This is a genomic window from Dactylosporangium sp. NBC_01737, assembly GCF_035963215.1.
GTDB lineage: Bacteria > Actinomycetota > Actinomycetes > Mycobacteriales > Micromonosporaceae > Dactylosporangium.
Genome location: NZ_CP109153.1, coordinates 2,027,386 through 2,052,795 on the forward strand (window position 1 = coordinate 2,027,386; position 25,410 = coordinate 2,052,795).

28 protein-coding genes are annotated in these 25,410 nt (G+C 70.4%); 22 read left to right on the forward strand and 6 right to left on the reverse strand.

What is annotated here, in order from left to right; translation table 11 throughout:
- Positions 1–13: 13 nt before the first annotated feature.
- The 10 genes from OHA72_RS08785 to OHA72_RS08830 all read left to right on the forward strand — a co-directional run bounded on the left by OHA72_RS08785 (position 14) and on the right by OHA72_RS08830 (position 11,172).
- Positions 14–358: a DUF485 domain-containing protein gene (locus tag OHA72_RS08785; RefSeq protein WP_327007334.1), complete on the forward strand. Its 345-nt coding sequence runs from the start codon at positions 14–16 to the stop codon at positions 356–358.
- Positions 355–2,115, forward strand: coding sequence for a monocarboxylic acid transporter (locus OHA72_RS08790; RefSeq protein ID WP_327007335.1), 1,761 nt, complete (start codon positions 355–357; stop codon positions 2,113–2,115). Before OHA72_RS08785 ends, OHA72_RS08790 begins: the two co-directional genes overlap by 4 nt.
- A 68-nt stretch (positions 2,116–2,183) precedes the next feature.
- On the forward strand, positions 2,184–3,155 hold the full coding sequence (locus OHA72_RS08795) for an NAD-dependent epimerase/dehydratase family protein (RefSeq protein ID WP_327007336.1): 972 nt from the start codon (positions 2,184–2,186) through the stop codon (positions 3,153–3,155).
- A 71-nt stretch (positions 3,156–3,226) separates the two neighbouring features.
- Complete coding sequence (locus OHA72_RS08800; protein ID WP_327007337.1) at positions 3,227–4,495, forward strand: LCP family protein; 1,269 nt, start codon at positions 3,227–3,229, stop codon at positions 4,493–4,495.
- A gap of 363 nt (positions 4,496–4,858) precedes the next feature.
- Positions 4,859–6,094 carry an LCP family protein gene (locus tag OHA72_RS08805; RefSeq protein ID WP_327007338.1) on the forward strand — a complete coding sequence of 412 codons (1,236 nt, stop codon included), beginning with the start codon at positions 4,859–4,861 and terminating at the stop codon, positions 6,092–6,094.
- A gap of 20 nt (positions 6,095–6,114) precedes the next feature.
- On the forward strand, positions 6,115–6,453 hold the full coding sequence (locus OHA72_RS08810) for a rhodanese-like domain-containing protein (protein ID WP_327007339.1): 339 nt from the start codon (positions 6,115–6,117) through the stop codon (positions 6,451–6,453).
- A gap of 10 nt (positions 6,454–6,463) precedes the next feature.
- Complete coding sequence (locus tag OHA72_RS08815) at positions 6,464–7,273, forward strand: glycerophosphodiester phosphodiesterase (protein ID WP_327007340.1); 810 nt, start codon at positions 6,464–6,466, stop codon at positions 7,271–7,273.
- A 128-nt stretch (positions 7,274–7,401) separates the two neighbouring features.
- The gene (locus tag OHA72_RS08820) at positions 7,402–8,895 is read left to right on the forward strand and encodes a sensor histidine kinase (RefSeq protein ID WP_327007341.1); all 1,494 of its coding nucleotides are present in this window, start codon (positions 7,402–7,404) and stop codon (positions 8,893–8,895) included.
- 4 nt (positions 8,896–8,899) lie between these two features.
- Positions 8,900–9,298: an ATP-binding protein gene (locus OHA72_RS08825; RefSeq protein WP_327007342.1), complete on the forward strand. Its 399-nt coding sequence runs from the start codon at positions 8,900–8,902 to the stop codon at positions 9,296–9,298.
- Between the two features lie 986 nt (positions 9,299–10,284).
- Complete coding sequence (locus tag OHA72_RS08830; RefSeq protein WP_327007343.1) at positions 10,285–11,172, forward strand: DUF5926 family protein; 888 nt, start codon at positions 10,285–10,287, stop codon at positions 11,170–11,172.
- Between the two features lie 19 nt (positions 11,173–11,191).
- Here OHA72_RS08830 and OHA72_RS08835 read toward each other — a convergent pair whose 3' ends face one another.
- Positions 11,192–12,385: an arginine deiminase gene (locus OHA72_RS08835; protein ID WP_327007344.1), complete on the reverse strand. Its 1,194-nt coding sequence runs from the start codon at positions 12,383–12,385 to the stop codon at positions 11,192–11,194.
- A 191-nt stretch (positions 12,386–12,576) separates the two neighbouring features.
- Between OHA72_RS08835 and OHA72_RS08840 the strand changes: the two genes are divergently transcribed.
- The 5 genes from OHA72_RS08840 to pheA all read left to right on the forward strand — a co-directional run bounded on the left by OHA72_RS08840 (position 12,577) and on the right by pheA (position 15,820).
- The gene (locus OHA72_RS08840) at positions 12,577–13,281 is read left to right on the forward strand and encodes a hypothetical protein (protein WP_327007345.1); all 705 of its coding nucleotides are present in this window, start codon (positions 12,577–12,579) and stop codon (positions 13,279–13,281) included.
- A gap of 133 nt (positions 13,282–13,414) precedes the next feature.
- The gene (locus OHA72_RS08845; RefSeq protein WP_327007346.1) at positions 13,415–13,846 is read left to right on the forward strand and encodes a hypothetical protein; all 432 of its coding nucleotides are present in this window, start codon (positions 13,415–13,417) and stop codon (positions 13,844–13,846) included.
- 65 nt (positions 13,847–13,911) lie between these two features.
- Positions 13,912–14,316: an ACT domain-containing protein gene (locus tag OHA72_RS08850; protein WP_327007347.1), complete on the forward strand. Its 405-nt coding sequence runs from the start codon at positions 13,912–13,914 to the stop codon at positions 14,314–14,316.
- A 25-nt stretch (positions 14,317–14,341) separates the two neighbouring features.
- Positions 14,342–14,851, forward strand: coding sequence for a hypothetical protein (locus tag OHA72_RS08855; RefSeq protein WP_327007348.1), 510 nt, complete (start codon positions 14,342–14,344; stop codon positions 14,849–14,851).
- 30 nt (positions 14,852–14,881) lie between these two features.
- Complete coding sequence (gene pheA / locus OHA72_RS08860; protein WP_327007349.1) at positions 14,882–15,820, forward strand: prephenate dehydratase; 939 nt, start codon at positions 14,882–14,884, stop codon at positions 15,818–15,820.
- A gap of 35 nt (positions 15,821–15,855) precedes the next feature.
- On the opposite strand, the gene OHA72_RS08865 is transcribed toward pheA, so the two are convergent.
- The 4 genes from OHA72_RS08865 to OHA72_RS08880 are packed head-to-tail and all read right to left on the reverse strand — an operon-like array spanning position 15,856 to position 18,230.
- The gene (locus tag OHA72_RS08865; RefSeq protein WP_327007350.1) at positions 15,856–16,563 is read right to left on the reverse strand and encodes an AIM24 family protein; all 708 of its coding nucleotides are present in this window, start codon (positions 16,561–16,563) and stop codon (positions 15,856–15,858) included.
- A 58-nt stretch (positions 16,564–16,621) separates the two neighbouring features.
- Complete coding sequence (locus OHA72_RS08870; protein ID WP_327007351.1) at positions 16,622–17,353, reverse strand: AIM24 family protein; 732 nt, start codon at positions 17,351–17,353, stop codon at positions 16,622–16,624.
- Positions 17,354–17,406: 53 nt separating this feature from the next.
- Entirely contained in the window at positions 17,407–17,754 is a 348-nt protein-coding gene (locus OHA72_RS08875; protein ID WP_327011514.1) for a metallopeptidase family protein, read from the reverse strand.
- Between the two features lie 50 nt (positions 17,755–17,804).
- Positions 17,805–18,230, reverse strand: a complete 426-nt coding sequence (locus OHA72_RS08880) for an OsmC family protein (RefSeq protein ID WP_327007352.1) — start codon at positions 18,228–18,230, stop codon at positions 17,805–17,807.
- A 69-nt stretch (positions 18,231–18,299) separates the two neighbouring features.
- Between OHA72_RS08880 and OHA72_RS08885 the strand changes: the two genes are divergently transcribed.
- The 5 genes from OHA72_RS08885 to OHA72_RS08905 all read left to right on the forward strand — a co-directional run bounded on the left by OHA72_RS08885 (position 18,300) and on the right by OHA72_RS08905 (position 21,802).
- Complete coding sequence (locus OHA72_RS08885; protein ID WP_327007353.1) at positions 18,300–18,788, forward strand: hypothetical protein; 489 nt, start codon at positions 18,300–18,302, stop codon at positions 18,786–18,788.
- Positions 18,781–19,398 (forward strand): NADPH-dependent F420 reductase, encoded by a 618-nt coding sequence (locus OHA72_RS08890; protein ID WP_327007354.1) that lies wholly within the window; start codon positions 18,781–18,783, stop codon positions 19,396–19,398. Before OHA72_RS08885 ends, OHA72_RS08890 begins: the two co-directional genes overlap by 8 nt.
- Before the next feature lie 15 nt (positions 19,399–19,413).
- The gene (locus OHA72_RS08895) at positions 19,414–20,058 is read left to right on the forward strand and encodes a hypothetical protein (RefSeq protein WP_327007355.1); all 645 of its coding nucleotides are present in this window, start codon (positions 19,414–19,416) and stop codon (positions 20,056–20,058) included.
- Positions 20,059–20,177: 119 nt separating this feature from the next.
- On the forward strand, positions 20,178–20,993 hold the full coding sequence (locus tag OHA72_RS08900; protein WP_327007356.1) for an HAD family hydrolase: 816 nt from the start codon (positions 20,178–20,180) through the stop codon (positions 20,991–20,993).
- Positions 20,990–21,802, forward strand: a complete 813-nt coding sequence (locus OHA72_RS08905; RefSeq protein WP_327007357.1) for an HAD family hydrolase — start codon at positions 20,990–20,992, stop codon at positions 21,800–21,802. The genes OHA72_RS08900 and OHA72_RS08905 overlap by 4 nt, the downstream gene beginning before the upstream one ends.
- Positions 21,803–22,676: 874 nt before the next feature.
- On the opposite strand, the gene OHA72_RS08910 is transcribed toward OHA72_RS08905, so the two are convergent.
- Complete coding sequence (locus OHA72_RS08910) at positions 22,677–23,213, reverse strand: bacterial proteasome activator family protein (protein WP_327007358.1); 537 nt, start codon at positions 23,211–23,213, stop codon at positions 22,677–22,679.
- Positions 23,214–23,296: 83 nt separating this feature from the next.
- Between OHA72_RS08910 and OHA72_RS08915 the strand changes: the two genes are divergently transcribed.
- Positions 23,297–24,115 (forward strand): alpha/beta hydrolase family protein, encoded by an 819-nt coding sequence (locus tag OHA72_RS08915; RefSeq protein WP_327007359.1) that lies wholly within the window; start codon positions 23,297–23,299, stop codon positions 24,113–24,115.
- 81 nt (positions 24,116–24,196) lie between these two features.
- Positions 24,197–25,405 (forward strand): ABC transporter substrate-binding protein, encoded by a 1,209-nt coding sequence (locus tag OHA72_RS08920; protein ID WP_327007360.1) that lies wholly within the window; start codon positions 24,197–24,199, stop codon positions 25,403–25,405.
- Positions 25,406–25,410 lie beyond the last annotated feature (5 nt).

Consider the following 25,410-nt stretch of genomic DNA (forward strand, 5'->3'; position numbering starts at 1 on the left):
GTGGTGATCCCCCATGAGCACCGATACACCGGTGCCGACCGGCACGGACGACAACCGTTACGTCTCCGCTGCCAACACCCCGGAGTTCGCCGCGTTGCGCCGCGCCCTGCGACGCTTCGTGTTCCCGGTCTCCGCCGCGTTCCTCGTCTGGTACGCGCTGTACGTCCTGCTCTCCGCATACGCCCGCGACTTCATGAGCACGAAGGTCGTCGGCCACATCAATATCGCGTTGATCTTCGGACTGCTGCAGTTCGTGTCGACGTTCCTCATCGCCTGGTGGTACACGCGCTACGCCGACCGCCAGGTCGACCCTCTCGCCGACGCGCTGCGCGCCAAGATCGAAGGGACCCCCGAATGAGCGAGCTGCTCGCGGTAGGGGCGACCACCACCAGGACGCTGACGCTCACGCTCTTCGTCGTCCTGGTCGCGGCCACCCTGGCCATCACCATCTGGGCCAGCCGCCAGACGAAGAGCGCCGCCGACTTCTACGCCGGTGGCCGGTCCTTCACCGGTTTCCAGAACGGCATGGCCATCGGCGGCGACTACATGTCGGCCGCCAGCTTCCTCGGCATCGCCGGCATCATCGCCCTCAACGGCTACGACGGCTTCCTGTACTCCATCGGCTTCCTCGTGGCGTGGCTCGTCGCGCTGCTGCTCGTCGCCGAGCTGATGCGCAACTCGGGCCGTTACACGATGGCGGACGTCCTGGCGTTCCGGATGCGGCAGGCGCCGGTCCGCACCGCCGGCTCGATCTCCACGATCATCGTGTCGATCTTCTACCTGCTGGCGCAGATGGTCGGCGCCGGCGCTCTCGTCGCCCTGCTGCTCGGCATCAAGGCCGGCGACACGTTCATGGGCATGACCGCGGAAACCGCGAAGATCGTCACCATCGCCCTCATCGGCGTGCTGATGATCGTCTACGTGACCGTCGGCGGCATGAAGGGCACCACCTACGTCCAGATCGTCAAGGCGTTCATGCTCATGCTCGGCGCCCTGGTCCTGACACTGATGGTGTTCGCCGCGTTCAAGTTCAACCTGTCGTCGCTGCTCGGCGAGGCCGCCGCCAAGTCCGGCCGCACCCCGCCGGAGTCGTTCCTGCAGCCCGGCCTGCGCTACGGCCGCGACATCGCCGGCAACGCCACCGCGACCCTGGCCAGCAAGCTCGACCTGATCTCGCTCGGCCTCGCCCTCGTGCTCGGCACCGCCGGCCTGCCGCACATCCTGATCCGCTTCTACACCGTGCCGGACTCCAAGGCGGCCCGGAAGAGCGTCGTCTGGGCGATCGGCATCATCGGCGTGTTCTACCTGATGACCCTGGCCCTCGGCTTCGGTGCCGCGGCGCTCGTCGGCCGCACGGCGATCCTGGCGCAGGACCCGGGCGGCAACACCGCCGCGCCACAACTCGCCGAGGTCCTCGGCAAGCGCTACCTCGGCGGCGACTTCGGCGGCTCACTGCTGCTGGCCATTATCGCCGCGGTCGCGTTCGCCACCATCCTCGCCGTCGTCGCCGGGCTCACCCTCGCGTCGTCGTCGTCGCTGGCGCACGACCTGTACGCCAACGTGATCAAGCGCGGCCAGACCACCGAGCGGCAGGAAGTCGTCGTCGCCCGGTACTCCGCGTTCGTCATCGGCGCCGTCGCGATCGTGCTCGGCATCTTCGCCCGCAACCTCAACGTCGCGTTCCTTGTGGCACTCGCGTTCGCGATCGCGGCGTCGGCGAACCTGCCGGCGATCCTCTTCTCCCTCTTCTGGAAGAAGTTCAACACCCGCGGCGCGACCTGGGGCATCTACGCCGGCCTCATCTCCGCCGTCGGCATCGTGCTCATGAGCCCCATCGCGTGGGGCGGCGTCAGCGACGCCCGCACCCCCGCGACGCTCACCGCGGCGCAGGCGAAGACCTGTGGCGTGGACCAGAAGTCGAAGGAGGTCTCCAACGCGACGGCGCTGTTCAGCTGCACCACCGCCGCGCCGATCCCGCTGGAGAACCCGGGCCTGATCTCGATCCCGATCGGGTTCATCTTCGCCGCGCTCGGCGCGCTCACCAGCAAGGAGCGCGACCCGGACAAGTACGCCGAGCTGGAAGCCCGCTCCCTCACGGGTGCCGGCGCCCACTGAGATGTAGTGCGCCGGGGTCGGGGCACCGCCGATCCCCGGCCCCGGCGCACTGCCGCTAGGCTGGTCTCATGGTCGTTGTTGCGCAGCGTTACGGCGAGGGACACCGGATCCTGCTCACCGGTGGTGCCGGATTCGTCGGGTCCCACCTTGCCGATGCCTTGATCGCCCGAGGTGCGCAGGTTGTCGTGGTCGACAACTTCGTCACGGGCAGTAAGGACAACGTCGCGCACCTGGTCGACCACCCTCGATTTGTGTTGGTCGAGGCCGACGTCAGCGAGCCGCTGCCGACCGTCGAGGCCCTCAACGCCAGGTTCGACGCGATCATGCACTTCGCGTCGCCGGCCAGCCCGACCGACTTCGAGCTGCTGCCCGTCGAGATTCTCCGGGTCGGCTCGCTCGCCACCCTCCAGCTGCTGGAGCGCGCCGTCGCCGACGGCGCCCGCTTCGTGATGGCGTCCACCTCCGAGGCGTATGGCGACCCGCTCATCCACCCGCAGCCGGAGACCTACTGGGGCAACGTCAACCCGATCGGCATCCGCAGCGTCTATGACGAGGCGAAGCGCTTCTCCGAGGCGGCCACCATGGGCTACCACCGGGGCCGCGGCGCCGACGTCGGCATCGTGCGGATCTTCAACACCTACGGGGAGCGCATGCGCCCCGACGACGGCCGCGCGATCCCCACGTTCATCTCCCAGGCGCTGCGCGGCGAGCCGATCACCGTGCACGGCACCGGCACCCAGACCAGGTCCATCTGCCACGTGTCAGACCTCGTCCGTGGCATCCTGCTGCTGCTCGACTCCGGCGAGACCGGTCCGATCAACTGCGGCACCGAGCACGAGATGAGCATGCTCGAGCTCGCCGACACCATCGTGCGGCTATCCGACAGCACGTCGACGGTGTCGCTGCGCCCCCGCACCGCCGATGACCCCGAGCGCCGCCGCCCCGACCTGGGCAAGGCCCGTGAGCTGCTCGGATACGAGCCGACCGTCGGACCCGAGGAAGGATTGCGCCGGACCGTGGACTACTTCCGGTCGCGGTGATTCTCCCGGCTTCGTGCCGCGCCCGCCCGGGTTACGTGGCGTAGAGGCCAGCGGTTCGTATCGTGGGTTTCATGTCCACCACGCCTGCCTCCAACGGCTCGTCGGGTCGCGCCTCAGTGCCCAACGCCCTCCCGCCCAGCGCGGGAGCTCGTGCGCGCGTCTCCGGCGCCTCCACTCCGACCAGCCCGGCGACGCCAGGCGTCTACGGCAAGGCCGCTGCTCCCGTTGCCGCTTCCGGCGGTGGCGGCGGCGGTGTCGTGCCGCCGCGACGCCCCGGCGGCAACGAATACCCCGGCCGCAGGAAGATCCGTCCCCGCTGGGGGCGCATCGCCCTCGTCGCCGGTTGCGCGGTCATCGTCCTGGCGCTCCTCGCCGGTATCGGCGCCTACAGCTACTACCGCTACGTCGACGCGGGCCTGCAGCGCGACGACCCGTTCTCCCAGATCACCGACGGCCGGCCCGCGAAGGTCGCCGACGGTGCGCTCAACATGCTGCTGCTCGGCAGCGACTCCCGGGACCCCGACAACAAGGGCAAGCCCGGCGAGTGGCGCACCGACACCATGATCATGCTGCACATCCCGTCCAGCCACGACAAGGCGTACCTGGTCTCCATGCCCCGCGACCTGTACGTGTACATCCCCAAGAGCAAGACGACGCCCTACGGCGACACCAAGGCCAAGCTCAACGCGTCGTTCTCCTGGGGCGGCACGCCGCTGACCGTGCAGACGATCGAGAAGTACAGCAACGTCCGTATGGATCACGTGCTGCTCATCGACTTCGGCGGCTTCAAGCAGGTCATCGACGCCCTCGGCGGCATCGACATGAACATCGAGGCCGACATCACCTCGATCCACCCGCCGAAGCGCAAGTTCAAGAAGGGCATGAACCACCTCAACGGTGACGAGGCCCTCGACTACGCCCGGCAGCGGTACCAGTTCCCCGACGGCGACTTCGCCCGGATGCGCCACCAGCAGCAGATGATGAAGGCGATCCTCGACAAGGCCGTCAGCTCCGGCACCGTCAGCAACCCGGCCAAGCTCAACTCGTTCCTCAAGGCGATCACCAAGGCGATGACCGTCGACAAGGACTTCTCGCTCGCCGACATGGCGCTGCAGTTCCGCAATTTGCGCAGCGACGACCTGACGTTCCTGGTCAGCCCGCACGACGGCAGCAAGAAGATCAACGGCGAGGACGTCGTCGTGCCGAACGAGGCGAAGGCCGGGGCGCTGTACACCGCGATGCGCACCGACAAGATGGCGGACTGGGCCGCGACGAACGCACCCAAGCCGGCGGCGAGCGGTTCGGCGCAGCCGTCGACGAAGGCCACCACCAAGAAGTGACTTTTCCGGCATCCCGGGCATGTCTCCCCATCTGTAGGGTTGCATGCCCGGGCTGTCGTATAGATCTCATTGCCCTGGCCACTGTTGACCGAGTAGAAAACGCCTGATTGGTGGCATCTCTTCGGATCTTGTGCAGTGACGCTGGTCGGCACGATCCCCGCCGCGAACGTAGACTCGGATAAATCCCCGCCGGAGTGCGGGCACGCAGTCGGGGGCGACATGCAGCAGGACCAGGACCCGCCGGTGAATCAATCGGCGGACAGCCCTGAGGAAGCGCCACCGGCTCCGGTCGGCGCATCCGCGGAGACCGGAGCGCCAGCTGTCGATGACGCTACCACTTCGGATATTTCGGACTCGTCCGGCTTGGATGCCGTCGGCGACCCGGAGCCTTCCGCCGACCCGGAGCCTTCCGCCGACTCGGAGCCTCCTGTCGATCTGGAGTCTCCTGCCGACCCGGAGTCTTCCGCTGACGGTGCGCGCGTCCTGACCCGCCGGCAGCGGCGCAAGGCCCGCAAGGCCGCGCTCCCCGGCCGTGACCCGGTGTGGGCCAAGCTGCTCGTCGTCCTCGGCGCGGTCCTGCTCGTCGTCTCCGCCACCGTCGTCACCGGCACCCAGGTCCTCGCCAGCCGATACCGCAACAGCGTCCACCAGGAGAATCTCCTGGGCAGCAACGCCCGCGCCGGCAACGACGACAAGAAGGAAGAGCGCCGCAGCAGCATCACCGGGCCGCTCAACTTCCTGCTCCTCGGCTCCGACCTGCGCGCCAATGACCCCGAAGACGGCCAGCGCTCCGACTCGATCATCATCGTGCACATCCCGGTCGGCCTCGACCGGGCGTATCTGCTGTCCATCCCCCGCGACCTGCGGGTCAAGATCCCCGCGTTCGAGCCCACCGGGTTCCGCGGCGTCAACCACGAGAAGATCAACGGCGCGTTCCAGTACGGCGGCGGCGGCACGGGCGGCGTCCAGTTGCTCGCCGAGACCCTCACCGAGCTGCTCGGCATCCACTTCGACGGCGCGGCGATCGTCAACTTCGACGGCTTCAAGGCCGCCGTCGACATCCTCGGCGGCGTCGACATGTGCATCGACCAGAGGGTCACCTCGATCCACCTCGGCTACGACGACAAGGGCAACTACCTGTCGCCCGAGCACGGCGGCCACCCCGCGGTATACGAGCCCGGCTGTCACCACCTCGAGTCGTGGCAGGCCCTCGACCTGGTCCGCCAGCGCAAGAGCCTCGCCAACGGCGACTTCGACCGCCAGAAGAACCAGCAGAAGTTCATCCGGGCCATCCTCACCAAGGCCCAGCAGCAGAACCTGACCACCAACCCGATCGCGCTCGACAAGCTCATCCGCGCCCTCGGCGGCGCGCTCACCGTCGACACCAACGGCGTCGCGCTCGAAGAGCTGATGTTCGGCCTGCGCAACGTGCGCCCCAGCAGCCTGGTCGGCCTGACCGTCCCGTCGGAGACCCGGGACATCGGCGGGATCTCCTACGTCGTCGCGTTCGACGAGGCGCAGGCGCTGTACACGGCGATGCGCGACGACACGCTCGACGCGTGGGCGGTGGAGAACCCCACCTGGGTCAACCCGATCTGAGCCTCTTATAGGCTGGTGCGGTGTTCAGGGGATCCGCTGTGCCGACCGTCACGGTCGACGAGGTCGCTGCCGACGCCTACCTGCTCGACGTCCGCGAGGACGACGAGTGGGTCGCGGGCCACGCACCCGACGCCAACCACATGCCCATGATGCAGATCCCGGCCCGGATCGAGGAGATCCCCGCCGACCGCGACGTCGTGGTCATCTGCCGCGTCGGCGGCCGTTCCGCGCAGGTTGTCGCCTACCTGCAGCAGCACGGCCTCACCCGCACCATCAACCTCGACGGCGGCATGTCGGACTGGGCGGCCGCGGGCCGGCCCATGGTGAGCGAGGACGGCGGTGCTCCGAGGGTTGCCTGAGCGGCCCTGGGTGTTCGCGCACAGGGGCTCGTCGTATCGACACGCCGAGCACACCCTCGACGCCTACCTCCTCGCCATCGAGGAAGGCGCCGACGGCCTTGAGTGCGACGTCCGGCTGACCCGCGACGGCCACCTCGTCTGCCTGCACGACTCCCGCATCGACCGCACCAGCGACGGCCGCGGTCGCGTCAGCGTGCAGACCCTCGCCGACCTCGACCGCTTCGACTTCGGCTCCTGGCGCACCGACCTGCCCGAGTCGCCCGACGAGCTCGTCACCGGCCGCAAGCTCGCCGACGACCGCTGGCGCGGCCGGGTGCTCACCCTCGACCGGCTCCTCGGCCTCGCCGTGGACGCCGGGCGGCCCATGCGGCTGCTCATCGAGACCAAGCACCCCACCCGCTACGGCGCCGCCGTCGAGACCGCCCTGCTCAGCCTGCTGCGGCGGTACGGACTGGACCGCCCGAGCGACGACCAGCCGGTGCACGTCACGATGATGTCGTTCTCCGCCACCGCCGTGCGCAGGGTCCGCCAGCTCGCACCGGCCCTGCCGACGGTGATGCTCATCGACATCTGGTCCGTCCCCAGCCGCATCGGCTGGCTCCCGCCCGGCAGCAGCATCGGCGGCCCCGGCGTCTCGCTCCTGCGCGCCTCCCCGGAAATCGTGGAGCGCCTGCACCGCCGGGGTTTCCCGGTGTACGTGTGGACCGTCAACGAACCGGACGAAATCGACCTGGTGGTGAAACTGAAGGTCGACGGCATCATCTCCGACCGGCCCGCGTTCGTGATCGAACGGCTCCGGGAGCTGGGCATGCGAGACTGACCATTTTCTTGCTATCGGGTTGCTACCACGGAATCCGTCGTCGCACCGCTCCGGTCCGCCGGAATCCCACGTCGACAAGTTTCGTCAATAGCCTTTCAAAGCGAAGCGCGGGAAGGCAGACTCGCACCATGGTCGATGCTCGCCGTCCGGTCGACGCCACCGCCGTGTTCGGCGGGCTGGCCGAGATCGCCGAGCAACTCGCGACCGGCGCCGGCGGCCTGCCCGCGCTCCAGCGCACCGTCGACGTCACGGTCGAGGCCACCGCGGCGGCCGGTGCGGCGTTCATCGAATACGGCCACGACAGCGGCCGGGTCGTCGCCGCCACTGCCGCGCTCGACTGGTCCCTCGGCCGCCCCGTCGACCTGATCCACCCGACGCTGCGGGGGCTGCTGCAGTACGGCTCCAGGGTCCGCGAGTTCCCGGTCGGCCTCCTCGGCACCGTCGGCGGCGAGCACCTGCGCGGCCGCGGGCTCGCCCGCTTCGTCGCCGTCGAGGTCAACGCCGGCAGCACCGCCGTCGGCGTCCTCGTCGCCGGCTACCGCGACGCCGAAGACACCGCCGGCGCCGAGGAACGCGCCGCCATCGGTTTTCTCGCGGGACTCGTCGGCCTCCAGTACACCCTGGGCCGCGGACTGCCGATCCACCGGGACGGCGCGCCGGCCATCGACCCGGTCGGGGAGCCGTTTGCCCTGCTCGACGCCGATCACCTCGTGCGCACCTGGAACCCGGCCGCGGCCCTGCTCACCGCCCGCTCACCCGAGGCGGCGATCGGCGAGCCGTGGCCCTTCCCGCTGCCCTCCGGCGCCGAGACCGTCGAACACCAGATGGCCTGCGGCACCTGGATCCAGATCCGGGCCGCCACCGTCCCCGGCGGCACCGACGTCGGCGTCTCGTTCCGGGCCCGCGCCGACCAGCCCTCCGACGGGCGTGACCTGTTCATCGCCCTCACCGGCCACGAGCTGCGCACCCCGATCACGGTCATCCGGGGGTACGCCGACACGCTCGTGGAGCACTGGGACTCCCTCGACGAGGGCTCCCGGCGCGAGGCGATCTACGTCGTCGGCCAGCGCGCCCGCGAGCTCAGCCGCCTGGTCGACCGCCTCCTCAACGCCGTCGGCGACGAGTCCACGCCGGGCGACGCGTCCGCGCTGCTCCCCTTCGACCTGGTGGACACGCTCACGGCCGCCGTCGACGACCTCAGCCCCGAGCAGCGCCGGACCCTGACCGTCGCGCTGCCGCAGACCCTCCCGAAGGCCCTCGGCGAGCGCGCCACCCTCGCTACCATCCTTGCGGAATTTGTTACGAATGCGGGTAAATACTCCCTGAACTGGGTAGAAGCGGTTCTGACCGCGGGTGCGGACGCGCAAACCGTCTGGTTCAGGGTCGCCGACCGGGGCATCGGCATCCGCCCGGAGCACGTCGAGCAGGCGTTCGAGCGCTTCTGGCAGCTGGAGACCGGCGACCAGCGGACCCGGGGCGGCGTCGGACTCGGGCTCTATCTCGTGCGTAGGATCGTTGAGCGTCAACATGGATGGGTATCGTTGCGTCCACGCCAAGGAGGCGGGACCGTCGCCGAGGTGCGACTGCCCCGCGCCGACGCAGATACCCACGGGGAGGCTTGAGAGGGTGTCCACAACCGTCGCGGAGCGCGCCTGGTGCGTCGTCGTCCCGCATCACGCTCGCGGCGCACACGTCGCCCGCCACCGCCTCGCCCACGAGCTCGACGCCCTGGTCACCGAGGACCGCCTCGACGACGCCATCGCCATCGCCGCCGAACTGGTCGGCAACGCCGTCCGCCACGCCGCCCCACTGCCCGGCGACGTCATCCGCGTCGCGTGGCGCCTGCTCGACGACGACACCCTGGAGATCAGGGTGACCGACGGCGGCGCGGCGGCCGGCCCGGAGCTACGCGTCGCCGCCCCCGACGCAATCGACGGCCGCGGCCTGACCATCGTCGCCGCCCTGGCAACCGGCTGGGGCGTCGAACGCGACGGCCTAGGCCAATGCGTCTGGGCCACCCTCTAACACACCCCGCCCCGCCGCCCTGTCCGCCCGCCAGCTCGCTGATCGAAGTCTCCGGCCGGCCGCATGGACGACCAGACCTGTCCTTGGATCACGAGGCGCAGCATCGCCCGTGCCGCCCGCCGCCCGCCGCCCGCATCCGCTGTCAGCGCAGCGCCGCCCGCCGCGTCGGCAGGGTGCCCCCGCGCCGCCGCTGCATGACCACCTGCCGTGCCGCCGCTGCATGACCACCTGCCGTGCCGCCGCTGCCTGTCTGCCCGCCCGCTCGCTGATCGAAGTCTCTGGCTGGCCGCGTGGGCGACCAGGGCTGTCCTTGGATCACGAGGCGTGGCATCGCCTGTGCCGCCCGCCGCCCGCCGCCCACCGCCTGCGTCCGCCGTCGGCGCGGTGCCGCCCGCTCGTCGGCAGGGTGCCGCCGCGGCGCCGCTGCATGACCACCGCCGTGCCGCCGCTGCCTGTCTGCCCGTTCGCTCGCTGATCGAAGTCTCCGGCTGGTCGCGTGGACGACCAGGGCTGTCCTTGGATCACGGGACGCGGCATCGCCTGTGCCGCCCGCCGGCTGCGTCCGCCGCGTCGGCGCGGTGCCGCCCGCCGCGCCGCTGCTGCATGATCGCCCGCCGTGCCGCCGCCGCCCGCCGTGCCGCCGCCGCCGTGCACCGCCGCCCGCCGTGCACCGCCGCCCGCCGTGCGCTGCCGCCGCTGCCCGTCGCCTGCTGCCCGTCGCCTGCCGGTCGGCGCTCGCTGTTGGGGCGGTGTCGCCACCGGCGCGCGTTGGGGAGTGTGAGGCTGTCGGCTGGTGATCCAAGGCGCGGGGTGGTTGTGGGGGCGGCCACGGCTGTCCTTTGATCACGGCGGCCGGGGCCGGTCGCACGCCACGGTGGGCGACATTTCCGACTTGTCGGTAACAGAGGACGCGCTGGGGTGAGTGACGCGCCCGAGGTGGTGGGTGTTCGCCCGCGGGGCGGCGGGACCGCCTAGGCTGGGTCGCCGTGAGCAAGCGAGCGAAAACCCCCCGTGGCCGGTCCGCCGACGGCGAGAAGCGCCAGAAGATCCGTGACGTCTACGTGGGCCGCCCGTTCGAGGGGCTGGCCGACGAGCCGGAGTGGGTCGCACTGCGTGAACTGGTGCCGGCCGCCTCGGCACCCCTGAAGCTGGCGCCCGAGCTGGCGGAGCGGTACGGCGACCGTCCGGTGATCCTCTCGACGGTCCTGCCGATGGCCTGGCCGGCGATGACGAAGCCCGACGGCCGGGTGTTCATCGGGTTGCAGCGGCACGTGCAGTCGGGGGACGTGTCCCGTGATCTCGCGGTGGCGCTGCAGTGCGCGCTGGACACGCCGACGGGGCAGACCGTCAACATCCCGCCGCTGCCGGGGGTCGGGCCGCGGCTGCAGGACGTGATCGTCAACGCGCCGCTGGACATCACGGTGCACACCGGGTTCGAGTACTGGCTCGAGGACAACGCCACCGACGACCCGAACGTGCGGGCGTCGCTGGAGCGGGCCAACGCGAGCATTTTCCCGACGGCGCGGCTGTCGGCGGCGCCCGCGACGTACTGGTGCCGTGTCACCGACCGCTCCCACGTGCGGCTCGTGCTGGGCGACGACGAGGACCGGGCGCTGGACGCGCTGTCGCGGCTGTCCGCGGGTGGCGGGCTGCTGCTCGGTGACAACACCAAGTTTGCCGGCATGTTCCGCGCGCACGGCCTCCTCGCCCCAGTCTGGGACCTGCCGCTCGAGGTCGAGTCGGAGGAGTGGGAGGCGCCCGTCGCCGAGTTCTCCAAGCGCTACACGGAGGCGCTCGCCGTCACCGAACCGCTGACCGCCGCCGAGCGCCGCAGCAAGCAGGGCCTGATCGGCCGCCTCCAGCCTCTGCGGTAGAGCCATGCGCTGAACAGCTTCAAACCGCCCGGGCGATCGGTGCGGACATGCATCGCGGACCACCCCGGCCCGAGCCCAGCTCGGAGCCGGGGATCCGGATGACCTCGATGCCGTGCCGTTCCAGCTGGGCGTTGGTCTCCACATTGCGCTCATACGCGACGCAGAGCCGCGGGCCGATCGCCAGGGTGTTGTTGCCGTCGTCCCACTGCTCGCGCTCGGCGGTGACCGGGTCGAGTCCGGTGTCGATGATCCGCAGCGTGTCGATCCCCATGGCCTTCGCGGCGCCGACGATGAACGGCTCCGGACCGGAGATCGTGAGGTCATCGGAGGCGCCGGCCGAGGTCACCGTCCAGGCCTGCAGGGTGCTGGCGACGTTTGGGTACATGACGACCGCGTCGACGTCGACCATCGTGCAGACCGTGTCGAGGTGCATGGTCGCGCGCTCCTGTGCGATCGGCACGACCAGCACGGTGTGGGCGAGGCCGCGGTCGAAGCAGCGCCGGGCCAGCCGCTCCGCGCCCGCGGGCCGGGTGCGCTCGCCGACGCCGACCGCCACGACACCCGGCGCCAGCAGCAGCACGTCGCCGCCCTCGAGGTGTTCCAGACCCGGCTCGTACACCAGGGACGTCCCGGCAAACCGCGGATGGTGCCGGTAGATCGCGTGGGTGAGGGTCGTCTCGCGGCGGCGGGCGTGCATGGCAAGGCTGGTCACCGCGACCTGATCGCCGATCCAGACGGATGAATCGCGCGTGAAGAGCAGGTTGGGCAGCGGGTCGATGATGAAGTCGGCGCGGTCCATCAGGGCGTGGACGAGGCCGCTGCCGGCGCGCAGCTCGGCCCGGGAGAGCCCGGCGATGAGCGTGGTCGCCAGGGTCGCCGGGTCCAGCGCGCCGAGGTGCTCTGCCACGTGCCGGCGCAGCGTGTCGCCGAGCCGGACGTCGTCGAGGATCGCGTGCGTCACCTCGTCGCGGGCGGCGGGCACGGCGACGGTCTCGGCGAGCAGCTCCGACACGTAGACGACCTCGACATTATGACTACGCAGGGCGTGCGCGAACGTGTCATGCTCTTCTTGAGCGCGTCCGACCCATGGGATCCCGTCGAAGAGCAACGAGTCGTTGTTGCGCGGGGTCAGCCGGGCCAGCTCCGCGCCCGGACGGTGCAGCAGCACGGTGCCAAGCCGTCCGACCTCGCTGTCGACGTGATGATGGCTCACCGGATCAGACTAACGGCTGACCCGTTATCCACCGGTTGGGCGCCATCTGCAAATTCATGAGACGTCGTGAATGCGGCATTCATCCCAGTCATTCCATGTCTTTCAACCATCCAGTCATCCCGATCGGCCGTTTGAACACGTACGGTGTTTGAACACACACGCAACCGAGCGGCGACTTGGAGGTGTGCGAGATGACCGAGCTGCTGCATCGTGGCGGAGCGGATTCGCAGCCCAACGGGTTTGACGATCGCATCATTGTTGATGCCGGCCGGCCTTCCCCCATTGACTGGATGCGCGAGCGACGCGCCGAACGCGGAGCACGCAGGGAAGAGGCAGGCCACAACCGTCTGTACCGCAGGATGGGCAGCCTCATCGGCCGTCTCGGCGAGGAGTGGCACGTCCTGGACCTGCGCGAGCTGACCGGCGCCGAACGCCGCTCGTTCCTTGCGATCGGCCCGGGTGGCGTGTTCGCGGTGACGGTCAAGGACCACGGTCGCAGTCGCGTCTCGTTCGCCGGTGACATCGTGCAGATCGACGGCAAGCGCCCGAAGTACGTCGAGGAGACCCGCGCGGAGGCCAAGGGTGCCGCCGAGGCGCTCTCCCGCAGCGCCGGCGTGTCGATCCCGGTCATGCCGATCCTGGCGTTCGCCGGCACCGGCAAGATCAGCTTCTACGGGGTGCCGAAGGGCTGTCTGGTCACCGCGTACCACGAGCTGCCCCGCGTCCTGAACGCACGCGGCAACCGGCTCGCCGAGGACACCGTCGACAAGGTGTTCTCGCTCGCGCTGCACCCGGCCACGTGGTCCTCGCAGACCTATGCCTCGTTCGCCGAGAGCTACCGCTGGTACAAGGACGGGGATCGGGTGGGCACTGACAAGCGGGGTGACGCGGAGTAGCCTCTGCGGCGTGGAGCCGCTCGACGCGAAGCGCCGGATTGAGCAATCGCTGGGGACCGATCACACCCTGACTGATGCGATGATGAGTTCGCTGCGCGGACGCGTCCGCAGCACCGGTGCCTGAGGAGGCGCTGTGGCGCATGTCGAGCTTTCCATTTCCGACCCACACCTTGCCCGTTCGCCCGACCCGGCCGAGTCGTCACTCGACCGTTGGGCGGCGACGGTCGCCGACGCGGCGGAGCCGAGCCTGGTGATCGACGACAAGGCGGTCATCGTCGCGGTGTCCGCCTCGTTCGAGGACCTGCTCGGGCTCACCGAGTCCGCCATCGACCGGCCTCTGGTCGACGGTGTCCTTCAGCTGCTCGACTTCGGTGACGGCGGCGCGCTGGACGCGTCCGAGATCAACAAGACGCCGCCGCTGCTCGCCCTGTCCTCGGGGCGGCTCGCCCGCGGGCTGGTCAGGGTGCGCTGCGCGACCGGACCGCGCACGTTCGACGCCATCGCCACCCCCCTGCTGCAGGACGGCCAGGTCGTCGGCTCACTCACCTTCTTCAGCACTGTGTGACCGCCGCACGTAACTTGGCTCACGGCTCCCGCCACGCACCGCGTTCGCACCGTACGCTCCTTGTCATGTTGGACCTCCAGGTGCTGCCAGGTGACTATGCGATCGGCCGTCTGCCGGCCGGATCACCCCTGCCGGCGGGCCTCATCGAGGCGGCGGCGACCGGCCCCGACGTCATCTCGGTGACGTGGACACCCGACGAGGTCTCCATCCTGTGCCCCGCCGACCGGGTGCCCGACGGCGCCTCGGTCGAGACGCCGTGGCGCTGCCTGCGCGTCGCCGGACCGGTCCAGCTCGCCCTCACCGGCATCCTCGCCTCGATCGTGACGCCGCTGGCCGATGCCAGGGTCAACATCTTCGCGTTCTCCACGTTCGACACCGACTATGTCCTGGTGCCGGCCGTGCGGCTCAACGAGGCCCTGGCCGCCCTCAACGCCGCCGGGCACCGGGTGACGACCTCCGGGAGCGTCTAGGGACTGACGTCCTACGATGTGCTGCATGCGCACCGCGGCCGCCGTGCTGGCAATCGTCAGCGTTGGATGTCTGCTGTCCGGGTGTACCCGGTCGCGCGGTGACTCCGGCCCGCTCCTGCCGCCCGTGTCGCCGCCTGCGGCGAGGTCGGCGAGCCCGACGCCGTTCAGCACGCCCGTCGCCCCGGCGCGCACCACCCCCGCCCGCTCCGCCAGCAGCAGCCCGAGCCAGCAGCCGTTCTCCGAGGCGTACGTGTCGCAGTGCAACGGCCGCCCGACCGGCGATCAGGTCGTCGCGGCGGTCCGCCGGGCGCGGCCCAACCTGCCGTCCGGCGCCGGCGTCACCGTGAAGACCGGGCCGCTGTGTGCGGGGGTGTGGCAGTACACCGTGCTCACCGTCACCGGCAGCGAACCTTTGCAGGTCATGACGAAGGGCGCCCCGGCCGCGCTCACCGTCGTGACCGTCGGCACGGACCCGTGCACCGTCGTGGTGAAGGCGACCGCGCCGCCCGCGCTGCTCAGCACCGCCAACTGCTGAGCGGCCGGCGGCAGCGTCTAGGCTTGACCCATGCCTGGTGTACCGCCGACGCGGTTCGTGTACCTGGGGCCGGAAGGCACGTTCTCGGAGCAGGCGCTCAAGACCGTCCCGGCCGCCGACCGCGGGGTGCTGACCCCGGCCCGCAGCGTCCCGGAGGCGCTCGACGCGCTGCGCGCCGGTGACGCCGACGCGGCGCTGGTCCCGCTGGAGAATTCGATCGGCGGGCAGGTCGGGGTCACCCTCGACGAGCTCGCCAACGGTGAGCCGCTGATCATCACCCGCGAGGTGGTGCTGCCGGTGCAGTTCGTGCTCGCCGCCGCGGAGGACCGGCCGCTGGACTCGGTCCGGTCGGTCGCCGCGCACCCACAGGCGGGCGCCCAGTGCCGCAAGTGGCTGCGCGATCACGTGCCGCAGGCGGCCGTCGTCGACGTGCTGTCCAACGCGACCGCCGCGATCGGTGCCGGCACCGGCGAGTTCGACGCCGCGGTGTGCGCCGCCATCGGCGCGACCCGCTACAAGCTGCACGTCCTGGCCAAGGACATCGCCGACAACCCCGACGCGATGACCCGCTTCGCACTGGTGGCCCGGCCCGGCCCGCCGCCACCGCCGACCGGCGACGACCTGACCACGCTCGCGGTCTACATCGCCCACGACCGGGTCGGCGCGCTGCTGGCCGTCCTGACCGAGCTGTCGGTCCGCGGGGTCAACCTGACCAGGATCGAGTCCCGGCCGACCGGCGAACGCCTCGGCCGTTACGTGTTCTTCCTCGACTGCGGCGGGCACGTCGCCGAGGCCCAGATGGGCGAGGCGTTGCAGGGGCTGCGCCGCATCTGCGCCGACGTGCGGTTCCTGGGTTCCTACCCGCGAGCGTCGCACGGGGACGCGCCGCCGCGCCGCGCGCCCGGCCTGTCCGACGAGGACTTCACCGACGCCGCCAGTTGGCTCAGTGAGCTCCGCAACGGGGGTTGAGGGGATGGGCGGCAGGCCCATCCCCTTCCGATGTGTCAGCCGCCGATGCCGCCGAGGAGGCCGGCCGGCTTCTGCTGGGCCGCCGCCGGCTTGCCCTCGCTGGGCTGGACGATGACGAAGCCCTGACCCTGCAGCACCAGCTGGAACAGCTCGCCCGAGCCGCCCTTGAGGATCGACTTGAGGCTCTGGTTCTTCTGGATGCTGGTCTGCAGGCTACTCGACCAGCCGACGACGGCGTCGGTGTCGACCAGCACCGGCGCCTGCGGGCTCACCGGGATGATGATCGGGGCACCTTCGGTGACGATCGCGAGCTTGCCCTGACCGGTGAAGACGCTGTTGAACAGGCCGCCGCCGAACATGCCGGCACCCTGGACGCGCTGGATCTCGTACCGCAGCGACGGGTCGAAGCAGAGGACGTTCCTGCCGTTGATCGTCAACGCGTCGTTGGGCTCGATGTCGACGATGTGGCAGTCGGAGGCGGCGTCGGCGAACCACACCTCGCCCTGTCCGCGCACGGCCATGAGGGACAGGCCCTCACCGGTGACCGCACGCTTGAGGAAGTTGCCGACGCCCTGACTTTTGACCTCGAACTGGAGGTTGCCGCGGAACGCGACCATGGCGCCCTGACGGGCCATGACCTCACCGTTCACGGCGTACTTGACGCACTTGGAGTGCTGCAGGCTCATGCCTGCCTGGGTTGGGGGCTGGGCCATGTTTTCGGCCTTGAAGATGTCACCGCGCACGGTGCGCAGCGTAACGGGTCCGCCAAGCCCTCGCGGAGGACCCGTTACGAAAGCGCGATCAACCGCCGAGAAGATTGCCCAGGACCCCGCCCTGCTGCTGTTGTCCCTGGCCACCGGCGAGGCCCTGCGGGGGCTCCTCCGACGGCTGGACCACGACGAAGCCCTGCCCGGCGAAGCTCATCGTGAAAGCCTCACCGGTGCTGCGCCCCAGCAGCGTGCCGATGCCGAGCTGGTCGGCGCGGTGGTAGCCGGTCTGCAGGCTCGCTGACCAGCAGATCGCCGCCTGTGGGTCGACGTAGGTGGGCGCGTCGACGGTCAGCACCACCGGGGTGCCCTTCGTCGTGATCGCGAGCCGGCCCTGACCGGTGAACACGCAGTTGAACAGGCCCGCCGAGGACATCATGCCGACGCCCTGGACCATCTTGATGTCGTACTGCAGCGACGCGTCGAACGCGAGCACGTTGGCCCCGTTGATCGAGATCGCGTCACCGGGCTCGAGGTCGATGAGGTGCACGTCGGCGGAGCGGTCCGCGAAGAACACGTCGCCGCGGCCGGAGACCTTCATCAGCGGGACGCCCTCGCCGGTCAGCTTCGACTTGAGCCACTTGCCGACGCCGCCCGAGCCGAGCGCCTGGAACTGCACCTGACCCTGATAGGCGACCATGGTGCCGGTCCGGGCCATGATCTCGCCGTTGAGCTCGGCTTTGAGCATCTTGGAGTTCTGCAGCCGCAGCCCGGGCTGCTGCGACTCCTTCTCCATGTTTTCAGCGGCAAACAGCGCACTGCGCATCGGGCGTCCCTTCGACGACGAACCTGACTCGCACGGTATGCACCCGCCGCAAACTAGCCCCAGCCCAGTGCGTGCAGGCGCCGGTCGTCGATGCCGAAGTGGTGCGCGATCTCGTGCACGACGGTGATCGCGACCTCGTCGACGACGTCATCCTCATCGTCACAGATCGCGAGGATCGGGTTGCGGTAAATCGAGATCCGGTCGGGCAGCACGCCGGAGTAGTCCCACCCGCGCTCCGTCAGCGAGAACCCCTCATACAGGCCGAGCAGGTCCGGCTCGCCCGCCGGCGGGTCGTCGACGACCAGGATCACCACATTGTCCATGAGGTCGAGCAACTCCTCGGGGACCTCGTCCAGGGCGTCGCCCACGAGCTCCTCGAAGCGTTCCTTGCTCATCTTCACCGGCATGCCAAAGAGGGTCCCCCATCGCGGGGGACCCTCTCAAGGGAACTTCAGACGAGCTTGGCGTCCAGCGTGATCTCGACGGCCGCGAGGGCCTTGGAGATCGGGCAGCCGGCCTTGGCCTCGGCGGCGATCTTGTCGAACTCGCCCGCGTCGATGCCGGGGACGTCGCCGCGGCTGGTCAGGTCGATCCGGGTGATGGCGAAGCCGCCGTCGACCGGGCCGAACTGCACCGCGGCGGTGGTCTCCACCGACGTGGGCGTGAAGCCGGCCTTCGCCAGGCCGTTGGAGAACGCCATCGAGAAGCAGGCCGCGTGGGCCGCCGCGATCAGCTCCTCCGGGTTGGTCCCTTCGCCGCTCTCGAAGCGCGAGGGGAAGGAATAGGAACCCTGGAAGGTGCCCGAGCCGGTCGAGACGGTGCCGGCGCCGGACTTGAGGTCGCCCTCCCAGCGGGCGGATGAAGTGCGAGTAGGCATGAACCAGACGCTAGCCCATTGCGTGTGCTCCTTGGGACGAGCTCGGCAGTCTTGAGGGGAGCAGGGTTGATGCAACACAAACTGGTGCAGATCGGCGGCTGGCTGGGCGTGTCCGGCCTGATCACGGGCATTGCCTCGATCTTCGTGCCGTGGGTGCAGCAGCTGGTGGTGACCGGGTCCGGTCGCAGGGCGCAGCAGCGCCTCGACAGCCTCACCATCCTCAATCTGGAGAAGGGCGTCTGGTACGTGATCCTGCTGCTCAGCCTGATTGCGCTGCTCGGCGCGGCGGCGATGGGCGCCAATCAGGGCCGCAAGATCGCAGGGCTCGCCGGGCCGATCCTGTCGCTGGTGACCGCCTCGATCGTAGTGGGCCTCATCACTACCTTCGACGGGCAGCTCGCCGGACCCGGCCGGATCGCGGATGTCGGCACGTCAGCGGGGAGCTGGCTGGCCCTGGCGGCGATGCCGCTGCTCGGGTTCTCCACCGGGCTGATCGCGATCGGTCGCGCCAGGCGGCATGTTTCGGCGCCTGGCGGTGTTGCCGCTGGACATGACTGATCGCAATGTGGGCGTCCTCGGCACCGGCGTGGTCGGCGAGGCCATCGCGACCCGCCTGATCGAGGTCGGGTACGACGTCGTCATGGGCTCCCGTGACGCCGCCAACCCGAAGGCCGTCGCCTGGGCGGAACGGACCGGCGGCCGCGCCGGCACGTTCGCCGACGCGGCCACGCACGGTTCGCTGCTGTTCAACGCGACCCCCGGCGGCGCGTCACTCGACGTGCTGCGCTCCGCAGGCGACCTGACCGGCAAGGTCCTCGTCGACATCTCCAACGACCTGACCTCGGCCGCGGTGCAGCCCGTCGCCGCAGGGCTGCAGGCGGCGTTCCCTTCGCTCAAGGTCGTCAAGACGCTCAACACCGTCAACTGCGACATCATGGTCCGCCCCGACCTGCTGTCCCAGCCGCACACCATGTTCGTCGCCGGCGACGACGCCGACGCGAAGACCCTGGTCAAGGGGGTACTGGCGAAGTTCGGCTGGCCCGAGGGCGACGTGCTGGACCTCGGCGGGATCGACAAGGCGTTCGCGATGGAGCAGTACCTCCCGCTGTGGCTGGCGGTGTGGGGCGCCAAGGGCGATCTGCGGTTCAACCTGCACATCGTTTCCTGAGCTACCCTGCCCGGTATGACTGAGCCGGTCCTCATCGAAACATCGGTGGGCGTGCCCGCCGTGTCCTCTGCCTACTCCGCCTCCGCCGCAACGGCGGAGCGCGGGGTCGGTCCGGCGGCGATCGCCATGCTGGTCATCGGGTTCGTGCTGGCCGCCGCCGCGCAATACCTGCCGTGGAGCTCGATCAACCTGCGGGCCGCCGGCAACGAGGCGAACCCGCTCATCGGCGACGACCGCACCGTGCCCGCCAGCATCGACATCGACCTGGCCAGCCTCAACAACGGCCACGTCGTGGTCTACCTCAGCACGCTCGCCCTCGCGCTGGTCGGCATCGGCGTGCTGATCGTGACCCGCGGCCTGGCCCGTCGGGCCGCGGCCGCCGCCGCCGTGGGACTGCTCGCCGGCAACGCGCTCGTCCTCGTCGGGTTCCAGCGGTCGATCGAGCATCTCGGGTCCAGCCCGTACACCGCGTACAGCTTGCCGGAGGAGGCCGTCCACGTCGGCGCGGGCTACCCGCTCGCCGTGGCGGCGACCGCGATGCTCGCGGCCGGCACGATCGTCGCCGTGCGGGGCCTGCTGCGACCCGGGCGCCGGGCGCCCAAGGAAGAGCCGCACGACGGCTCCGAGCCGCTGGAGCTCACGGTCACCCCGCTGCGTTAAGCGGGCAACAGCGCCGTCATCAGGACGTCGTACGTTCGGTTGAGATTTACTCGCATGGTGTGACCCCGGCGGGTCGCGGAGGTACGGTTGCTCCCCCGCTGACGCGGAAGGAGCACCGAATGCGCAGTTTGCCCAAACTCATCGCGACCGACCTCGACGGGACTCTCGTCCACAGCGACGACACCGTGAGCGACTACACCCGAGCGGTCCTGGAGCGTGTCAAGGCGGCCGGCATCCACATCGTGGGCGCCACTGGTCGCGGTCCCAGACTGACCGAGCTCATCCGGTTCGACATCCCCGCCGCCGACTTCCTGGTCATGGGCGGCGGCAGCCGGGTCCTGGACCTGCGCGACACCGACCACCCGATCGTCCTGCGCGACGAGCGGCTCGACGGCGACGCCCTCGCCGAGGTCCTCACCCGCCTCGAGCACGAGCTCGGCACCCTGTCCGTCCTGATCGAGGCCGGCGACCACCACGAGGCGCCGCTGTGGGGCGACGCCGACCCGCACTGGCGGTACCCCGACGTCGTGGAGGCCCGGGTCCGCGCCGAGTGCCTCAACGGCCCCGTCCTCAAAGGCTTCGCCAGGCACCCCACCTGTGACGTCGACGAGGTGCTGGCCGTCGCCGAACGCGTCATCCCGCCGAGCATGGCCACGATCACCCAGGCCGGCCTCGGCTACATCGAGATCTGCCCGCCCGGTGTGGACAAGGCCACCGGCCTGCGGTTCGTCGCGACCGCCCTCGGCATCGACCCCGGTGACGTCCTCGTGTTCGGCGACATGCCCAACGACGTGCCCATGTTCCGGTGGGCCGGGTTCGGCCGCGTGGCCGTCGCCAACGCGCACCCGGCGCTGAAGGCCCTCGCCGACGAGACGACTCTCACCAACGACGAGGACGGGGTCGCGACCTACCTCGAAGCTATGTTGAAGCTGTGACGCAGACCCCTCGGCTGGTGGCGACGGACCTCGACGGCACCCTCGTCGGCCGGGACCGCACGGTCAGTCCCCGCACCGCCGAGGTGCTGCGCCGCCTCCACGCCGCCGGGGTCGTGATCGTGCTGGTCACCGGCCGGCCGATCCGCTGGGTGCACCCGGTGTACGACCAGCTCACCTTCTCCCCGATCGCCATCTGCGCCAACGGCGCGGCGACCTACGACGCCGGCACCGACACGATCGTCCACAGCAGCCCGATCGAGCCCGACGCCCTCGCCGAGGTCTGCGAACGCCTGCGCGCGAAGGTCCCCGGCGTCGTCTTCGCCGTCGAACGCGACGGCGGCCGCCAGATGCGGCACGAGGTCGAGTTCCCCGTCGGCCCGTGGGAGGTCAACCACGAGTCGGTCGGCCCGGTCTCCTACGCCGAGCTGCTGACCAGACCCGCCGCGAAGCTGCTCGTCCGCGCCGGCATCCAGCAGGCCGACGAGTTCACCGCCCTGGTCGGCGAGTGCCTCGACGGCCTGGCCGAGGCCACGAACTCCTCCTCCAGCGGCATGGTCGAGGTCTCCGCCGTCGGCGTCACGAAGGCGACGGCACTGGCCAGGGTCGCCCGCGAACACGCGGTCACCGCCACCGAGGTGATCGCCTTCGGCGACATGCCCAACGACCTGGCCATGCTCACCTGGGCCGGCCGCGGCGTCGCCATGGCCAACGGCCATCCAGCCGTCCTCGCCGCCGCCCACGACGTGACCACCGCAACCAACGAGGACGACGGCGTGGCCGCCTACCTGGAGACGCTCTACCGCTACTGACGACGTCCCGGCTCGCCTATCGGCCCGACGTCTTTGGCTCAGCGTCTCCGACCCGGCTCGACATCTCTGGCCCGGGCTCGGCGTCCCCGGCTCGACGTCTCTGGCCCGGGCTCGGCGTCCCCGGCTCGACGTCTCTGGCCCGGGCTCGGCGTCCCCGGCTTGGCCTGGCGTCCCCGGCTCGATGCCCGTGGCTCGATGTCCGCGGCTCGGGGTCCCGTGGCTCGGGGTCCGCGTCTTGACGTGCCCGGCCCGGCGTCCGCGGCTCGACGCCCCGGCTCCACGGTTCGGGTCCGGCTTCTGCCACCCTCGGCGTCGTGCCCGCCGTTTCCGGTCCGACCCCTCCGACTCGGCCGTGCGGGTGCGACCTCGCCAGCTTGACGCGCCAGCTCGGCGTCCCGCTGTGGTCTCTCCGAGGCGCCCCTCCGCCGCGACATTGCGGGGCGCGATATCCCCCGTCCGGCGCGCCCGGCCAGGGCCTGTCCGGCTCGGCGCCCGCTGCGGTCTCTCCGAGGCGCCCCTCCGCCGCGACATTGCGGGGCGCGATATCCCCCGTCCGGCGCGCCCGGCCAGGGCCTGTCCGGCTCGGCGCCCGCTGCGGTCTCTCCGAGGCGCCTCTCCACCGCGACGTTGCGGGGCGCGATCTCTCTCCTCCGGCGCGCCCGACCACAGTCTGTCCTGCTCGGTGCTCCGCTGTGATCTCTCCGCTCGGCCCCGCCGCGATCTCTCCACTCGGCGCCCCGGCCGCGCTCTCCTGCTCCGCGGCCCGCCGCGGTGTCCCCGGCTCGACCGAACCAGGGCGGCGTCTTCGGTTTGACCTTGGAGGTCCGGTGCCGGAGCGGCAGCGTGATTCCAAGGTCAAACCGTGCCGGTGGTCCTACAGATACTGGCCGGTGCCCGTGGGGGTCGGCTGGCCCGGCTGGCCCGGGACGCCGCCAGGTCCGCCGGTGAGCGCCGGGCGGCCACGCATCTGCTCGAGCTGGACCCGCGCCGCCATCTGCTGAGCGACGAGGGCGGCCTGGATGCCGTGGAACAGGCCCTCCAGCCAGCCGACCAGCTGCGCCTGGGCGATGCGCAGCTCCGCCTCGCTCGGGGTCGAGCCGTCCTCGAACGGCAGCGACAGTCGCTCCAGCTCGTCGCGCAGCTCGGGGGCGAGCCCGTCCTCCAGCTCCAGGATCGAGCGGCGGTGGATCTCCTTGAGCCGGCTGCGGCCCGCCTCGTCAAGCGGGGCGGCTCGGACCTCTTCAAGGAGCTGCTTGATCATGCTGCCGATGCGCATGACCTTGGCGGGTTGCTCGATCAGCTTGCTCGGGTCTTCCGCACTCTCCTCGTCGGTGGACATGGTGCCGAGCGGACGTCCGTCGGGCCCGACCACCAGCACGGTGCGCGACTCGTCCTGCGCCTCTTCTGCCATGGTTCCTAGTCTTGCCTACCCGTCGTCGGGACGACCACCAAGGGGCCCTGTTGCCACGCTTCGTGACGCGCTAACGTCGCCCCGTGACGAGTGATCCCCGCGAGGTGCTCAGCCGGCCCGCCCGACCCGCCGACTTCACCCTGCGGTACGGCGAGCACCCCGACCAGCTGGCCGACGTCCGGCTTCCGGCTGTGGCGGGTGCGCCGCTCGTGCTCTTCATCCACGGCGGGTTCTGGCGCAGCGAGTGGGACCGGACACACGCCGGCCCGCTGGCCGCGGACCTCGCCGACCGGGGATATGCCGTCGCAACGATCGAGTTCCGCCGCACGGGACAGCCCGGCGGCGGCTGGCCCGGCACGTTCTCCGACGTGGCGTCCGCCGCCGTCGCCGTGCCCGACCTGCTCGCCAAGGAGATCGCGCACCGGGGGCTGCGGCCCGTCGCGGTCGACCGGCCGATCCTCGCGGGGCACTCCGCCGGCGGGCACCTCGCACTGTGGTACGCAGCCGTCGCCCCCGACGCGGTCGGCGGGGTCGTCGCTTTGGCGCCGGTCGCCGACCTGGCCCGCGCGCACGAGCTCGACCTCGACGAGGGTGCCGTCACCGACCTGCTCGGCGGCCCGCCGGATCGGGTGCCGGAGGCGTACACGGCCGCGGATCCGATGCGCAACCTTCCGTCGAACGTCCGTACCGTCATCGTGCACGGCAGCGACGATCCGATCGTGCCCGTCGAGCTGTCCAGGGGCTTCTGCCACACCGCCCGCCGGGCCGGGGACGACACCACGCTGGTCGAGTTGGCCGGTGTGGAACACTTCGCTGTGATCGATCCGTTGTCGGCCGCCTGGCCCGCCGTCCTTGCCGCGTTCGGCACGGTGACCAGGGGTGAGGCCGAGGCTGACGATTGACTGTCCGCCGCGATGGCGGTAGAACGCAGCGTGGGCGTCGAGGTTTTCTCGTCGCCGCAGGGTGCTGGGGAGGAAACGCACGTGTCCCACCTGAACCGCCGCCAGGCGCTCCGACTCTTCGCGGCCGCGGGCGTGGCAGGAGCGGCCGCGCCGTTACTCTCCGCATGCAGCAGCTCCGACGACAGTTCGTCCAGCACCGCGCTGCCGACCGGCCCGCCGGTCAAGATTGGCATGATCGTCCCGCTGACCGGGAGCCGCAAGGATCTCGGCAACGAGATGGACAACGGCTTCCAGCTGTATCTCAAGCTGCACGAGAACAAGCTCGGCAACCGTGAGGTCCAGCTGCTCAAGGTCGACGAGGGTGAGACGCCCGAGATCGGCAAGGCCGCCGCCGAGAAGTTGATCAAGGAGGACCGTGTCCTCGCCCTGACCGGCGTCGCGGCCGCCGCGACGATGCTGGCCATGAAGGACACGATCGAGAGTTCGGCCGTCCCGCTCGTCGGGTCCAACGCGTCCCCGACCAGCCTGCAGGGCGCCAAGTACATGTGGCGCACCTCGTTCGTGGCCAGCGAGCCCGGCCAGGCACTGGCCAAGTGGGCCGCCGACAACGCCGGTGGCTCGCTGGCGATCGTGGCCGCCGACTATCCCGGCGAGGACGACGAGGTCAACGCGTTCCTCGACAGCTTCAAGTCGGCCAACGGCAACATCAACGGCACCGGCATCCGCTTCACGCCGTTCCAGTCGAAGGACTTCAGCCAGATCCTGTCGCAGGTCAAGAACTCCGGCGCGACCGCGATGTTCGCCTTCTACGCCGGCGCGTCCGCCGTCGACTTCGTCAAGCAGTACAAGGCGGCGAGGTTCCCGGCCGGGTTCAAGCTCATCGCACCCGGCAGCCTCACCGAGGGCTACGTCCTCAAGCAGCAGGGCGAGGACGCGAAGGGCATCTACACCGCGATGAACTACTCGCCCGACCTGGACAACGCGGCCAACCGCCGGTTCATCGCCGACTACCAGAAGGCGTACGGCACGATCCCGTCCACCTACGCCATGGCCTCCTACGATGCCGCCGCCGTGCTCGACAAGGCGATCGGCGACGCGAGCCGGCCCAACCTGGACTCGTTCTCGCTCAACGCCGCCATCGGCAAGCTGGGCCAGATCGACAGCCCCCGCGGCGGTTGGCAGTTCAGCCAGAACAGGACCCCACTGCAGCGTTGGTACCTGCGGCAGGTCCGCATGGACGGTGCCCTGCTGTCCAACGTGCTGACGGCCGAGCTCACCACGCTCGGCTAGCGGCC